The organism is Caldicoprobacter sp., assembly GCF_047459465.1.
Classification (GTDB): domain Bacteria; phylum Bacillota; class Clostridia; order Caldicoprobacterales; family Caldicoprobacteraceae; genus Caldicoprobacter.
Genome location: NZ_VSCO01000039.1, coordinates 1 through 14,592 on the forward strand (window position 1 = coordinate 1; position 14,592 = coordinate 14,592).

14 protein-coding genes and 1 pseudogene are annotated in these 14,592 nt (G+C 42.7%); 14 read left to right on the forward strand and 1 reads right to left on the reverse strand.

Going from position 1 to position 14,592, the window contains the following annotated elements:
• Positions 1 to 45: 45 nt before the first annotated feature.
• Positions 46 to 279 carry a hypothetical protein gene (locus FWJ59_RS04190; RefSeq protein WP_414480733.1) on the reverse strand — a complete coding sequence of 78 codons (234 nt, stop codon included), beginning with the start codon at positions 277 to 279 and terminating at the stop codon, positions 46 to 48.
• Between the two features lie 275 nt (positions 280 to 554).
• On the opposite strand from FWJ59_RS04190, the gene FWJ59_RS04195 reads away from it, so the two are divergent.
• From FWJ59_RS04195 to FWJ59_RS04260, 14 genes and pseudogenes are all read left to right on the forward strand, one after another.
• Positions 555 to 854, forward strand: a complete 300-nt coding sequence (locus tag FWJ59_RS04195) for a hypothetical protein (protein ID WP_414480734.1) — start codon at positions 555 to 557, stop codon at positions 852 to 854.
• Between the two features lie 228 nt (positions 855 to 1,082).
• Positions 1,083 to 3,359, forward strand: a complete 2,277-nt coding sequence (locus tag FWJ59_RS04200) for an alpha-xylosidase (RefSeq protein ID WP_414480735.1) — start codon at positions 1,083 to 1,085, stop codon at positions 3,357 to 3,359.
• Between the two features lie 90 nt (positions 3,360 to 3,449).
• Positions 3,450 to 4,451: a LacI family DNA-binding transcriptional regulator gene (locus FWJ59_RS04205; RefSeq protein WP_414480736.1), complete on the forward strand. Its 1,002-nt coding sequence runs from the start codon at positions 3,450 to 3,452 to the stop codon at positions 4,449 to 4,451.
• A gap of 29 nt (positions 4,452 to 4,480) precedes the next feature.
• Entirely contained in the window at positions 4,481 to 6,013 is a 1,533-nt protein-coding gene (locus FWJ59_RS04210) for a xylulokinase (RefSeq protein ID WP_414480737.1), read from the forward strand.
• Between the two features lie 41 nt (positions 6,014 to 6,054).
• Complete coding sequence (locus tag FWJ59_RS04215; protein WP_414480738.1) at positions 6,055 to 7,095, forward strand: galactitol-1-phosphate 5-dehydrogenase; 1,041 nt, start codon at positions 6,055 to 6,057, stop codon at positions 7,093 to 7,095.
• A 3-nt stretch (positions 7,096 to 7,098) separates the two neighbouring features.
• The gene (locus FWJ59_RS04220) at positions 7,099 to 7,974 is read left to right on the forward strand and encodes a class II fructose-bisphosphate aldolase (protein WP_414480739.1); all 876 of its coding nucleotides are present in this window, start codon (positions 7,099 to 7,101) and stop codon (positions 7,972 to 7,974) included.
• Positions 7,971 to 8,912 (forward strand): 1-phosphofructokinase family hexose kinase, encoded by a 942-nt coding sequence (locus FWJ59_RS04225; protein WP_414480740.1) that lies wholly within the window; start codon positions 7,971 to 7,973, stop codon positions 8,910 to 8,912. Before FWJ59_RS04220 ends, FWJ59_RS04225 begins: the two co-directional genes overlap by 4 nt.
• Before the next feature lie 64 nt (positions 8,913 to 8,976).
• A complete protein-coding gene (locus FWJ59_RS04230; protein WP_414480741.1) occupies positions 8,977 to 10,011 on the forward strand; it encodes an aldo/keto reductase in 1,035 nt (344 codons plus the stop codon).
• A 58-nt stretch (positions 10,012 to 10,069) separates the two neighbouring features.
• Positions 10,070 to 11,548, forward strand: a complete 1,479-nt coding sequence (locus FWJ59_RS04235; RefSeq protein ID WP_414480742.1) for an alpha-L-fucosidase — start codon at positions 10,070 to 10,072, stop codon at positions 11,546 to 11,548.
• Positions 11,549 to 11,551: 3 nt separating this feature from the next.
• Positions 11,552 to 11,671 (forward strand): GH39 family glycosyl hydrolase, encoded by a 120-nt coding sequence (locus FWJ59_RS04240; RefSeq protein WP_414480743.1) that lies wholly within the window; start codon positions 11,552 to 11,554, stop codon positions 11,669 to 11,671.
• Positions 11,622 to 11,891, forward strand: coding sequence for a GH39 family glycosyl hydrolase (locus tag FWJ59_RS04245; protein WP_414480746.1), 270 nt, complete (start codon positions 11,622 to 11,624; stop codon positions 11,889 to 11,891). Before FWJ59_RS04240 ends, FWJ59_RS04245 begins: the two co-directional genes overlap by 50 nt.
• On the forward strand, positions 11,866 to 13,305 hold the full coding sequence (locus FWJ59_RS04250) for a GH39 family glycosyl hydrolase (RefSeq protein WP_414480744.1): 1,440 nt from the start codon (positions 11,866 to 11,868) through the stop codon (positions 13,303 to 13,305). The genes FWJ59_RS04245 and FWJ59_RS04250 overlap by 26 nt, the downstream gene beginning before the upstream one ends.
• A 369-nt stretch (positions 13,306 to 13,674) precedes the next feature.
• Entirely contained in the window at positions 13,675 to 14,067 is a 393-nt protein-coding gene (locus tag FWJ59_RS04255; protein WP_414480745.1) for a hypothetical protein, read from the forward strand.
• Between the two features lie 36 nt (positions 14,068 to 14,103).
• Positions 14,104 to 14,592: pseudogene (locus FWJ59_RS04260) on the forward strand (hypothetical protein); the annotation flags it as partial.

Sequence of the window (14,592 nt, forward strand, 5' to 3'; positions counted from 1 at the left end):
GGTGGGTCAAATTTTATCTGTTAAAAATGGGTCAATTTAAATCCGCTATTGACATTTTCTCCAGTATTCTTCAATCTTCCATAAAGGCTGTCTCCTATGCATTATGGTTACTACCAATACTTCTATTAGAAATCCTGGTGAAACCTTAGAATTATCAGATTTCCACTCCACCATATCGTTGACAGTTTCTGCTATCTTTGCAATACGGCACATCTCAAACAATACTGGTATACTGGAGGCATTGTATGCTATAATGCTCTTAACATCGTTTATATCCATTCACAATCACCCCTGCATCCTTATACAGGGGATATATATTCGACATAAAATCCAATAATCCTTTTGGTAATAAATGTAATTTAATTGCCTGTTTTTTACATGCGGAGACTCGGTAATAGAGAAATGTTATTAGGTTTTTACAATAGTCTAAACTATAAGGAGGTATAGGAGAGGGGTCTTGTTATGAAATTAAGAAATTAAGAAAGAAAGCTTGCGCATGGCTTGTGGTGTTGCTAACAGTATTCAATATGATTCTTGTTAGATCGACAGTTGTCATGGCTGAGGATGATCCGAGCAGAAGTGTTAGTACAATTATTTATGTTGATGCAAACACGGGTGACGATATTACCGGCGATGGAACTCAAGCAAAACCCTACAAAACGCTTGCCAAGGCAGAAGAAGCGATACGGGCTCTGCCCAAAAACAACGGTGATATCATCGTTCAAATCGGTGATGTATTTTATTTGCTTGATGAAACCTTGGTTTTCGATGAGAATGATTCTAGAAGTGAAAGTTCTACAGTGCGTTACGTAGCCGTTCCAGGTGCGGAATTAATTTCACTAATAAGGAAATAAATGGAATCCGCGTGGCATTTGTTTAGCGGATTGACGAAACACATGCAAATCCAAAGAGAGCTTGGGAAGGGCTGGGGAAGCCTATTTACCTCAATTAAGAACAGGTCCAAAAGTTGATGGAGGCATTAGAGTTGATAGGGGAGCCTATTAAATGCGTGAGGTGATAATTGATATAGTCATATAACCTCATTCGATAGTAGTTACTTCACTTTTATTGGAGGGAGTTATGTGAAACAAAGTAATCGCTTTATATATGATATGTTGGATTTTGAACTTCCTGAAGCAACTAATGATATACTGTGGATAGGGGAAATGGCTGTTGATGTATTAGAAGAAAATGGTACAGTTGTGGTAAAAATACCTTTTCAAGCCCAGCAGAGGCCTAGGCTTATGCCGGATATAAGCAAAGAAAAAAAGGTATATCACATGGCAATTAAGGCTTACGGCGATGACATTATACGTTGTTCGATTTCATTCGGAGAAGAGTTCCCCGATGATAGCGCTAATGTCATGTTTGAATGGGATCCTTCTTTAGAGCAACAACCTTTAAGGGCAGAGAAAACTGAGTATGGCTGGGATATAGTTGATAATAACAATGTTTTAAGGATGAAGATAAATACCAGCAAAAAGCCTATAAAGAAATGGAGCGACCTTCAGCCTGCACCGCAGTATTTTTTTGACGCCGTTGTATATCCTGATGGCAAAACAGCGGTTCCATTTATGGCCAATGACACTTTTACGCCCGGCCATATAGATTCTGTAAGTTTAGGATACGTAGAACGCAATGGTAAAGCCGTCAAAAGCCTTTTTTCTCTTCATGCGGCCTATGATGAAAAGTTTGCAGGTACTGGGGAACGGTTTGCGCCCATGAACCTGGCTGGCAGGACTATAATCTTGGAGAATGAAGATGCGCTAGGCGTAAACAGCCGAAGAGCGTATAAGAATATCCCTTTTTACATATCGAGTAAAGGCTACGGATTGTTGATGATGACCTCCCATCATATCAGGCTTTCTTTGGCCGATATATCAACAAGGGCTGTTCAAGGCGTCATAGAAGATGATAAAATGGATTTATTCTTCATTGGCGGGCAGTATCCTGAAAGAATTGTTTACAACTATAGAAGGGTTACTGGATTCCCGCGAAAGGTACCTGTATGGTCTTATGGGATATGGATGAGCAGGATGTCCTATTTTTCGGCCGATGAGACGATGCAAGTGGTAAAGAAGTTAAGAGAGGGAGGTTTCCCGTGCGATGTTATCCATCTGGATACGGGATGGTTCAGAAAGGATTGGCAGTGCGAGTGGGAGTTCAATGAGAAGACTTTCCCTGATCCTAAGGGGTATATGGATGAAATGAGAAAGATGGGGATCAGGATCTCGCTATGGCAAATGCCCAATATCGGGCGTGATACCAAACATTATAAAACAGCTATAGAAAATGGTTATCTGCCTGCTAAACGTAAGGCATCATCAGGCGGCGATTCAAATTTCAGCAGCGTTGAGTATGGGGGAAGGATTGATTTTACCAATCCTGAGGCGGTAGAGTGGTATCAAGGATTGCTTAAGAATTTGTTTGACCTGGGGGCGGAAGTTGTCAAAACGGATTTCGGTGAAGAAATAGATATGGATGTAGAATATTATGGTATGAAGCCAGACGAGCTGCACAACCTATACGCTTTGCTATACCAAAAAGCAGCCTTTGAAATAACGGAGAAGGTTAAAGGAAAGGGCAATGCCATTATCTGGGCGCGAGCTGGCTGGACGGGCTGCCAGAGATATCCTGTTCATTGGGGAGGCGATAGCGCTAGCACATGGGATGGATTGGCTGGCACTATAAGGGGTGGCTTGCATCTGGGAGTATCGGGATTCGGTTTTTGGAGCCATGATGTTCCTGGCTTTCACGGGTTGCCAGACTTTATGAACAACTGGCCGGATGATGATCTGTATGTGCGCTGGACACAGGTGGGGGTGTTTACTTCCCATATTAGGTATCATGGAGCCTCTCCCAGAGAGCCTTATGAGTATCCCAAGGTTATGGATATAGTAAGGGAGTGGTGGAAGCTACGCTATGCCTTGATTCCATACTTTGTAGAACAAGGAGAAAAGGTCACAAAAACGGGTTATCCGTTTTTGAGGGCGTTGTTGTTCCATCACCCTGATGATCCGTACTGTTGGTATATTGATGATGAATTTTACTGTGGCGATAATTTGCTGATAGCGCCTGTGATTAATCCAGAGGGGAAAAGGGATATTTACTTGCCGGAGGGGTATTGGACTGACTTTTGGACGGGTGAAGTAATAAAAGGACCGGTTAAAATGAAGAATGTAATTGCTCCCTTATCAAGGATTCCGGTATTCTGTGTAACTGGTTCGAAGATACCTGTATATCCCAAGAGTGTGCAACATACCGGCCAAATAGATTTTACAAAGGTTGAATATATAGTATTTGATGAAACGTACAGGGGGTTTGCTAAATCCATTCTTGGAGAAAATATAAAGCTTTAAAAATTTGTAAGCTTAGTTGACTAATAAGAGAGAAAGTGGTAACATATAGTAAAAATGAAACGTTTCGAATTTTGTAAGAAGGGATGTTAAATGGCTGCGACGATTAAAGATGTAGCTAAATATGCAGGGGTATCCATATCCACAGTATCAAAGTATATTAATGGGGGTAGGGTTCGAGAAAAAAATCGTCAACGGATTGAGGAAGCTATAAAGGCATTGGATTTTAAGGTCAATGAATTGGCTCGAGGCCTTAAAACCAATCGTACTATGACAGTAGGGGTTTTAATACCCAGCTTAGAGAATATATTTTTTACCAGCATAATATCATATATGGAAAACATCTTGTTGAAAAATCGCTATAGTACCATCGTTTGTGATTACAGAAACGATGTGAAGCTTGAAAAGATAAAGTTTGAGTTTCTAATGGATAAAATGGTGGACGGAATTATTATGGTTCCTCATGAGGAAGATATACAATATATAAACAAAGCTTTTGAAAAAAATATTCCAGTAGTGCTTATCGATAGGATGATTAAGGGAATTGAATGCGACGTTGTGTTAACGGATAATCTAAACGCGTCGTACAATGCAGTTGAACAGCTCATCATGAGAGGGCATAGGAGAATAGGGATAATTTGCGGGCCTAAGGATGTATATACTACACAAGAACGTTTGAAGGGGTACATACGGGTTCATGAAGATTATTCTCTGCAGATAGATGATAGGCTAATTAAATTTGGAAATTATGATGTAGAGAGCGGGTATAATTTATTGCTAAGGTTACTGGAAGAAGTGCCTCCTCCCTCGGCAGTGTTTGTGACCAACTATGAAATGACGGTGGGAGCTGTGATGGCTGTTAACGAAAAGAATATTTGCATTCCCCATGATTTATCATTGATTGGATTTGATAATATTCAATTGGCTAAAGTGGTGAAGCCGTCGCTCTCGATTGTGACCCAGCCTATCCAACAAATAGGCGAAACGGCAGCCAGTATATTGTTAAAAAGGATGAAGGGGAATTATGACAAATTCCCCTCCGTGTACAGATTGAAGACGCAGCTGTTGCTTGGAGAGTCTATTTGTAACATTTAACTTTGTGAAATAAAAAGGAGAAAGCGCGTATGGAAAGAAGGCTGTTGTTGGGAATTGATCTTGGAACATCGGGATGTAAGATAGCGGTTTTTGATTTTGAAGGAAACGTCGTTGCGCATCATACATCGCATTATCGTACTTTTTATCCTGATAAGGATCATGTTGAACAGGATGCCAACGAGTGGTGGGCTGCAGTCTGTAAGGGTATACGGAGCGTTTTGAGCAACAATGATGTAATAGCTGGTGAAATAGCAGGTATTGGCGTTGATGGGACAAGTTGGGCATGTTTGCCGGTAGATAAGGAGGGCAATCCGTTGTGCAGGGCCATGCTGTGGTTAGACCGGCGTGCTACGCGGCAAGCCGAGCAGATGAAGGAGAAGTTGGGCGAAGAAAGGTTGGTCGCTTTAAGTGGTAACCCTGTGGATGCTGCTTATATTGTGCCCAAAATTCTTTGGTTAAAGCAAAACAGACCCGACGTTTATAACAAGAGCTACAAGTTTTTACAAAGCAATGCATTTATCGTATATAAGTTAACAGGCGAGTTTTCACAGGATTATTCCCAAGGATATGGCTTCCATTTCTTTAACATATCCAAAGGTTGTTGGGATGAAAGGGTTGCTGAGGAGTTAGGCATATCTTTAGAATTGATGGCGCCGCTTTTTTATTCCCATCAGGTAGTAGGAACTGTTACCCGTAAAGCAGCAGAGGAGACAGGGCTCATACCCGGAATCCCTGTAGTAGCGGGTGGATTGGATGCTGCATGCTGTACGCTAGGAGCGGGTGTGGTTAAGCCAGGGCAGGCACAGGAACAGGGTGGGCAGTCAGGCGGGATGAGCATTCAAATAGATAGGCCTGTAATACATCCCAAACTTATTTTGGGATATCATGTGGTTCCAAATCAGTGGTTGCTTCAGGGGGGTACGGTAGGGGGAAGCGGAGCGCTTAGATGGTTTGCTGAGCAATTTCGACCATCTTTTGATGTCGCCAATGGTGTACAAAATAACGATATATTTGAGCAGATGAGCCAAGAAGCCAGCAAAATTCCACCGGGTAGTGGTGGACTCATCTTCCTTCCTTACATGGCAGGAGAACGTTCGCCTATATGGGATACAAAGGCGCGGGGGGTATTCTGTGGCCTATCCTACGATAAGACGAGGGCACATATGGTAAGGGCCATTATGGAAGGAGTAGGTTTCTCTTTATTGCATAATTTAAAAACGGCTGAAGAAGTGGGCGTGTGTACTACCGAGTTAAATAGTGTGGGAGGGGCTGCCAATAGCCTTGTATGGACTCAAATAAAGTCTGATATTACGGGCAAAATTATAAAGGTTCCGTCTTCCGACTATGCGGCTGCATTGGGTTCGGCTATTTTGGCTGGTATCGGAGTAGGGGTATATAAGGATTTTGATGAGGCAGTAAAAAAGAGCGTGAAAGTTCAGCGCATCCATGAACCGGATCCGAAGAAGTATGAAGTATACAGCAAGTGTTATACACTTTATCTTGAATTGTATGAAAGGTTAAAGGAATATTTTGTTAAACTTGACGGCATTACAACATGCTAATAGATTGTCATGTATGAAAATGGGATGAGGAGGTCTTATGATTGAAAGCAGCGGTTTTATATGGGCCAAGGGATATACGGTATGAGGAAGTGGAATTGCCCGATATAAAAGAAGACGAAGTTCTTGTGCGCGTTAAATATACGGGGATCTGTGGCTCGGATATACCGAGGGTACTGGGTAATGCCGCACATTTTTATCCCATTATACTGGGGCATGAGTTTGCCGGAGAAGTTGTAAAAGTAGGAAACGCTGTAAGGAATGTAAAGGTGGGGGATAAAATAGCGGGGGCACCTTTGCTACCCTGTCACAGGTGTATCGATTGCTCGAGAGGGCATTATTCTCAATGCAGGAACTATTCGTTTATTGGGTCCCGCACCTTTGGAAGCTGGGCCGAGTATGTGAAGATACCGGCCATCAATGCGGTAAAGCTTCCGGACGAAGTGGGCTTTATAGAGGGAGCCTTCTTTGAGCCTGTTACGGTTGCTCTGCACGGGCTTTTTGTCATGGATTTTAAGGGAGGCTATGATGTAGCCATTGTGGGGATGGGCACCATCGGCCTTTTAGCGCTTCAATGCGCAAAAATATTGGGGGCTAAGCGAATATTCGCTTTCGATATAGACCCTGAAAGGTTGAATATCGCAAAGGAATACGGGGCTGATATATGCATAAATACGGGTGATGAGAGCTTTAAGGAAGCGATTGCTGATCTCACTGGAGGACGTGGCTTTGAAATGGTGGTAGAAGCTGCTGGAGTTGAGTTTACAGAAAAGCTATCTCTTGAAATTGCGGCTAACAAAGGCAGCGTGTTGTTCATCGGTACGCCATCAAAGCCCATCACGCTGTATCCAAGGGAGTTTGAGCATATTAACCGTAAAGAGCTTACGGTGAAGGGCTCATGGATGTCATATTCTGCGCCTTTCCCCGGCAGGGAATGGGATCTGGCGGCTTATTATTTTAAAAAGGGCTGGCTCAAGGTGGAAAAGCTCATTGACAGGATAATACCTTTAAATGACATCGCTTGCGCTTTTGCTGATTTGGAAACCCCTGGTAAGGTTAAGGGGAAAATATTGTTGGAGGGATGATATATGCCATTGGTTAATCCGCTTAAGTTTATCAAAAAGGCACAGGAAAAGGGGGTGGCCATTGCCGCCTTTAATGTGCATAACCTGGAAACGATCCAAGCAGTGGTAGAAGCCGCTGCCGAGGAGAGGGCGCCGGTCATAGTCCAAACCACGCCGGGCACTTTGAAGCACGCAGGCATTGAGTACATATCCGCTTGTGTAAAGGTGGCTGCGGAGCTGTACGACATTCCTATTGCACTCCACGTAGACCACTGCCCATCCTATAAAACGATCGTCCAGTGTATAAGAAACGGTTATACTTCGGTGATGATAGATGGCTCTGAACTTCCTTACGAGGAAAATGTAGCATTGGTGAAAAAGGTAGTTGAATTGGCCCATTCTGTTGGAGTTGCTGTTGAGGGAGAACTAGGGCGTATAGGTGGGGCAGAAGACGGTATAACCGTTGAAGAGCGAGAGGCTACCTTTACAGTTCCTGAAGAAGCCAAAGCTTTCGTGGATGCTACCGGCGTCGATACTCTGGCTGTAGCAATCGGCACGGCTCACGGAGTATATAAGTGGGAGCCAAAGTTGGATTTTAAACGGTTGAGCGACATCAGGAAGCTGGTGGACGTGCCCCTGGTACTTCATGGTGCTTCAGGAGTGGATGATGACAGCATAAAAAGGGCAATAGCAGGGGGTATCTGTAAGATCAACATAGCTACCGAGCTCAAGATACCGATGGCAAAGGCTATTCAGGCTGTATTCCAATTTGACCCGGAAGAAAACGATCCCAGGAATTATATGGGGGCGGCCAAGAAGGCCGTTAAGGAAGTTGTACGCAGAAAAATCAGGCTGTGTGGCTGCAATGGATTGGCAGATGAGCTGGAGGGATACAGGTGATTTTGACCGTTACCATGAACCCTGCCATTGACAAGGTATATGCCATAGATGATTTTCATGTCCACGGGATTTTTAGGCCCAAAGCCATGACGGCAACGGCAGGCGGTAAAGGTCTCAATGTGGCAAGGGTTGCCAGGATTTTGGGGCAGCAGGTAATGGCTACTGGCTTAATTGGAGGTGCTGCTGGACAGTTCATTCATGATCAGCTTCACAATATCGGCATTATAGATAACTTTGTACCAATAAAGGGTGAAACCCGCATATGTATAAATATCATGGATGAAAAGAATAACACCTCTACTGAAATTCTAGAACCTGGGCCGGTAGTTTCTGAAGATGAATACAAGGCTTTTTTAAAGCGGTTTGAAGAAATGGTAACCCAGTGCGATGTGGTGACGGCATCAGGAAGTCTCCCACAAGGAATACCTGCGGATTTTTACAGAAGCCTTATTGCCATCGCTAAGAGCAAAGGAAAAATCTTTATATTGGATACAAGCGGTGAGTATTTAAAAGAGGGAATAAAGGAAGGGCCTTTTATGGTAAAACCTAATCAGCATGAATTCAGGCAGGTTGTGGGGCATGATTTTTCTACAAAAGAGGATTATGTATCTGCCTTGAAATTGTTGAAAAGAAGTGGCGTGGTTTTTCCCGTGCTCTCTCTGGGGGATAAAGGGTGTGTAGCAGCCCTTCCCAATGGAGAGGTGTATCATTTTTTTAGTCCTCCTATCAAAGTCGTCAACACTGTGGGGTCGGGGGATGCATTTGTGGCTGGTTGTGCTGTTGCGTTGAGCAGGGCAGCCCAACCCATTGAGGTTATAAAGCTGGGGATGGCGTGTGGTATGGCCAATACGCAATTCTTTGAGACTGGGATGGTGTCTCCGGAATTGGTGGCAAAGTTTTTGGAGTGCATACAGATTGATTTTTGGGGTGTAATATAGCAGTAAGAATGTAATTGGAAGATATTGAATAAATAAATTTACAAATTGCAGGAGGGAATTGGCTATGTCCAAAGAGAAATTTACCATTGCTTTAGACGGTGTAGATCCTGATAAGGTACCAAAGAAGACTCTTTGCACCGGGGAAAAGATCCCTTCTATTGGGTTTGGGACATTCGGTTCTGATCATGTTTCGGCAGAAGAGGTTGCAGAGGCTGTACGAGGTGCAATTTCAGTAGGATACAGGTTGATCGACTGTGCCGCTGTATATGGAAATGAACATGCTATTGGAGAAGTGCTTCAAGAGGTTATGCAGGCGGGTATAAAGCGTGAAGAGCTATGGATTGTATCTAAACTTTGGAATGATATGCATGGAGAAGGCGATGTATTGATCGCTTGTGCAAAGACGTTAAAGGACTTAAAGCTTGAATATCTTGATCTCTATTTAGTACATTGGCCTTTCCCCAATACTCATCCGCCGGGATGCGATGTAAATTACCGTGATCCAAGTGCAAGGCCGTACATTCACGAAGAGTTTATGAAGACCTGGCGGCAAATGGAGCGGTTAGTCAAGGCAGGACTGGTAAGGCATATCGGTACATCCAATATGACCATTCCCAAGCTTAAGCTCTTGTTAAGGGATGCAGAGATAAAGCCGGTATGCAACGAGATGGAATTGCATCCACATTTTCAGCAGCCCGAACTTTTCAAGTTTCTAATCGATAATGGGATTACGCCGATAGGCTTTTGTCCGCTAGGGTCACCCAACCGCCCTGAGCGGGATAGGACTCCCGAAGATACCGTTGTTCTTGAAGACCCTGTCATAGTAAAGATAGCTCAAAATCATAACGTACATCCGGCTGTTGTGTGCCTTAAGTGGGCTGTGCAGAGAGGACAGATACCCATTCCTTTTTCCACTAAACGCGAACACTATTTGAGCAACATTAAAGGCGTAGTAGAGGATCCGCTTACTGAGGAAGAGATGAAAGAGATAGAGGCAATAGACAAAAATTGCCGTTTGATTAAAGGACAGGTGTTTTTATGGCCGGGAGCTAAGGACTGGAGAGACCTGTGGGATGAGGATGGAGAGATTGCAACTTGAAACCATAATTTAACCTTTGGAGAACATAAGGATGAATCAATAGGGAGGGGGTATATCTATGGAAAAATGGGAAACTATTGAGAAGGGACCTTTTGAGCCTACGTGGGAATCGTTAAGGCAGTATGAATGTCCTGATTGGTTTAGGGATGCAAAGCTTGGAATCTGGGCTCATTGGGGACCACAATCGGTGCCGATGTATGGAGATTGGTATGCCAGGAATATGTATATTGAAGGGACTGACCAGTATTACCACCACTGGAGGGTATATGGGCATCCCTCCAAGCATGGATGGAAGGATGTGGTCAAGGAGTGGAAGGCTGAAAATTTTGATCCAGAATATTTAATGGATTTATATGTAAAGGCAGGAGCAAAATATTTCTGTGCTCTGGCTGTACATCATGATAACTTCGACAACTGGGATTCAAAGTATAATAGGTGGAATGCTGTCAATGTTGGGCCAAAGAAGGATATTGTAGGAATGTTTAAGGAAGCGGCGCGGAAGCGCGGGCTTCCATTTGGAGTTACCGAACATCTTGGCGCTTCGTTTTCCTGGTGGGCAGTCAACAAGGGATGCGATAAATCCGGGCCTTATGCTGGAATACCTTATGATGGAAATGATCCGGAATATGTAGATTTCTATCATCCTAACAAAGATGAATATATCAAGCAACAGGAATCGGGGTTTGTGTGGTATACCGAAAATTCCTGGTGGCACAGACACTGGTTTGACAGGATAAAAGATTTAATCGATAAATATAAGCCCGACCTTCTTTATTCAGATGGTCCTCTACCATTTGATAGATACGGGTTAGGGATTGTGGCTCATCTATATAATACCAGCATCAAAGAACATGGCGGCGTGAACTATGCTGTGTATACTCAAAAGGATAGAAATCCTCTGGTTTATAGCATAGGCGTTCTGGATATTGAGCGAAGCGTTCAGAAGGACAAGTTTCCATATCCGTGGCAGACCGATACATGTGTGGGTGGATGGTTTTACGATGTAAGGCAGAAATATAAGAGTGCCAAGCAGGTAATTGAGATGCTGGTCGATATCGTGGCTAAGAACGGCAACCTGTTGCTCAATTTCCCTCTACGTCCAGACGGAACTCTGGATGATGAATGTATCAACATATTGAACAAGATGGCAGAATGGATTAAAATCAACGGCGAAGGGATATATGGCACACGCCCGTGGTATATCGCGCAGGAAGGCAGCACAACCGTACAACCCAAACATAGGTTTGATGAACCGGATGTTGAATACACGCCTCAGGATTACCGCTTTACGCAAAAGGGCAATTGCATATATGCTTTTCAACTGGGATGGCCTGAGGATGGTATGGCATTGATAAAAAGTTTCTCGGCAGGGGAAAGCGGCCCTTTGCTTCGAGTATTGGACATAGAAAAGGTGGAGCTGTTGGGGTATGATGGCAAGATCAATTTTGAACTTAAAAAAGAGGGCTTGCTTTTAACAGGATTGCCGAAAAAGAGGCCTGTAGAGTATGCCCATTGTTTTAAAATTATCTGTAGATAAACTTTGAATTATTTAGAGCAGTATAGCTCGGAAGAGGTCATTACTTGGCCCATTGAGGTGTTGAATGAACCCAATATTGAGTTTTGGGCCGGTAGTATGGAGGAATATTTTAAATTATATTGAGTATTCTGCTAAAGCAATCAAAAAGGTGGATTCAAGAATTCAAGCAGGAGGGCCTGTGATTTGTGAGGTAAATACCGAATACTGGTTGAGGTCATTTATTGAGCATTGTATTAAAAATGAATTGCCATTGGATTTTATTAGTCGTCAATTGCCATTTACAAAGCCTAAAAATAAATTAAGGGAGGAGTGCTGTTATGAAAGTCACTGTATTTTCCGATAAGAAGCGAGGTAAGATAAATAAATATTGGATAAAGTGTGTGGGAAGTTGTCATGCTGCAACTGCATTGAGAGAGGATTGGAGAAAACAGTTAAAGAAATGCAGAGAGGAACTGGGTTTTGAATATGTGCGTTTTCATGGTTTGCTGAATGACGATATGAGCGTTTGTTTGAGAAATGAAGATGGTTCTTTAGAGTACTCTTTTTTTAACATAGACTCAATATTTGATTTCTTGTTGGATATTGGTATGAAGCCGTTTATCGAGTTAAGCTTTATGCCAAGTGCCTTGGCCTCCGGCACCGAAACGGTATTTCATTATAAAGGGAATATTACACCGCCAAAGTCATATGACCAATGGGCGGATCTGATTGGGGCGCTGGCCGATCATTTGGTAAGGCGATATGGGGTTGAAGAAGTGAGAAAGTGGTTTTTTGAAGTATGGAATGAACCCAATTTGAGGATGTTTTGGACAGGGACAAAGGAGGAATATTTCAAGCTCTACCAGAGCGCAGCACTGGCAATAAAGAAGGTGGACAGTGGGTTGAAGGTAGGAGGACCTGCTACAGCAATCGATGCGTGGATACCGGAATTTAAAGAATTTTGCACCAAGAATGGAGTACCTCTTGATTTTATATCAACGCATCACTATCCGACTGATTTGGCATTTGGTTTGGGAGCTAATATGGAAGAGCGGATGGCTCGTGCCAGGCGTGGAGAATTAGCTGATAGGGCTAAAAAGGCAATAGAGGAAGCTTATCCACTCACAGTATATTATACAGAATGGAATAATTCTCCAAGCCCACGGGATCCTTACCATGATATTCCCTATAATGCAGCGTTTATTGTAAAAACCATTATTGATAATATGGATTTGCCGTTGGGATGCTATTCTTTCTGGACTTTTTCTGATATTTTTGAAGAGTGCGGTTTAAGCTCAGTGCCGTTCCATGGCGGCTTTGGTTTATTAAATATTCATGGAATTCCTAAACCCTCTTATCGGGCATTTCAGTTGTTGTCGAAATTGGACGGGGAGAGATTGGAAATAGGTATAGAGGAGGCAAGCCCTACGGTGGATTGTATTGCTTCCCGTAATGAAGAAGGTATTGTTATTTTGATATCCAATCATCAAGTTCCGTTGTCTCCGATACAAGCCGAATCAATTAATCTTACCATTAAAGGAATAAAAGGGGTTCGTACGGCAATAGTTGAGCGAATTGATGAAATGCATGCAAATCCGAAGAGGGTTTGGGAAGAGATGGGAAAACCTATATATCTTAATGAAGAGCAGATTCAAAAGTTGATGGAGGCATCAGAATTGGTAAAAGAACCTGTTAATTGGGTTACAACGGATGATGGGATACTGCTCGATGTAACAATACAACCTCATTCAGTAGTAGCCATTTCACTTCTAACTTGATGTGTAAAGTTAAGTTGGGCCTTGTGAATAAGGGATTGTAATTTTACAAAGGGAGGAGAATTTATGAACAATTTAAAAGACTTGGTCTGCAGTATTGCTTAATGGGGAGATGTTCGAATTTTGGGAGGTAGAGCCTAAATTTGAGCGTGAGCTTCATGTTGATTGTAACAATTCGTTGGCTTCTGATGATAATGATGGTTCTGCAGAGAGGCCTTTTAACACCATTAATGTTGCAGCCCAAGTTGATACGCCAGGGACAAGAATATTGATACATGGTGGGGTTTATAGGGAAACCGTACGACCGACCAGGGGTGGCCTAAGTCCCGAGAAACGAAGGGCAATAAGCTTCTTTATTATAATAGAAGCCTTATGTATGTTACTGTAAAGACAATGATGGCTATCAATGAATTTTATGATGCTAGCTATGATGAAGTTCACATGTGTGAGGATGAAAAAGTTGTAGCTGAAAGTGTTCTTGCTGTTTCTTCTGGTTCGGAATTCCTTTTTGATGTATATGAGACAACGGATAGAGGATTTAAGGTAAGTGACGATCTTGGTTTTTCAACAAAGATTTCTTTGGTAATGGCAGAATCTGATAATCCACGAGACTATTATTGTTTTGCCCCCGGTGCATGGTATAAACAAAACGAGTTTGCACCTGATCGTATTATAGGTAAGGACTTGGATTGTGAATATTTCTGGCAGATGGAAACCCGTTTTACATTGTCTTTATTTGCAATGCAGAACATTTCTTCTGGATAAATGGTAGCATTTTCTCGCTGGACTGCTGATATATCTATGAGGTCGCTGGATATTCTACAAGCTGAGAATTATGTAGATCCTAAATTTACTATAGGTTCCATTGGAATGAGTAAGCCCCGAAGTATGACGTTGAATTATATGTATTACGGTTTTCCAGTGCGAAAGGAAATTGCTACAAAAGTGGATGGCTTTTCTATTGATTATGTCTATCCGGGATGTAATGGCAAGATGCTGGGAGAAAGAGTGTATCTGGGCCTTGATTACAGAGGCAAAGTAAAAGCCTTTCAACGCGTTAATCATCCTGAAAAGAAAGGGAAAGAGAAGCCTTCTTGGTTGGAATTTTGCAGAAAAGCAGGGGATTGGGTTGTTAATATTCAGAATGAGGATGGGGGTTTTTATCGTGCGTATAATACTGATGGGTCTATGCGTATGGACTCCAAGGCTAATACTCCCAGTATAATTCGATTTTTGGTACAACTTTATCTGGTAACTGGTGACGAAAGATATAAAGCTGCTGCTCTTAAA

Coding starts and splice junctions, on each gene's coding strand:
- FWJ59_RS04190 (WP_414480733.1), bottom strand. CDS start 279: ATGGATATAAACGATGTTAAGAGCATTATAGCATACAATGCCTCCAGT.
- FWJ59_RS04195 (WP_414480734.1), top strand. CDS start 555: ATGGCTGAGGATGATCCGAGCAGAAGTGTTAGTACAATTATTTATGTT.
- FWJ59_RS04205 (WP_414480736.1), top strand. CDS start 3,450: ATGGCTGCGACGATTAAAGATGTAGCTAAATATGCAGGGGTATCCATA.
- FWJ59_RS04210 (WP_414480737.1), top strand. CDS start 4,481: ATGGAAAGAAGGCTGTTGTTGGGAATTGATCTTGGAACATCGGGATGT.
- FWJ59_RS04220 (WP_414480739.1), top strand. CDS start 7,099: ATGCCATTGGTTAATCCGCTTAAGTTTATCAAAAAGGCACAGGAAAAG.
- FWJ59_RS04230 (WP_414480741.1), top strand. CDS start 8,977: ATGTCCAAAGAGAAATTTACCATTGCTTTAGACGGTGTAGATCCTGAT.
- FWJ59_RS04235 (WP_414480742.1), top strand. CDS start 10,070: ATGGAAAAATGGGAAACTATTGAGAAGGGACCTTTTGAGCCTACGTGG.
- FWJ59_RS04250 (WP_414480744.1), top strand. CDS start 11,866: ATGAAAGTCACTGTATTTTCCGATAAGAAGCGAGGTAAGATAAATAAA.
- FWJ59_RS04255 (WP_414480745.1), top strand. CDS start 13,675: ATGTATGTTACTGTAAAGACAATGATGGCTATCAATGAATTTTATGAT.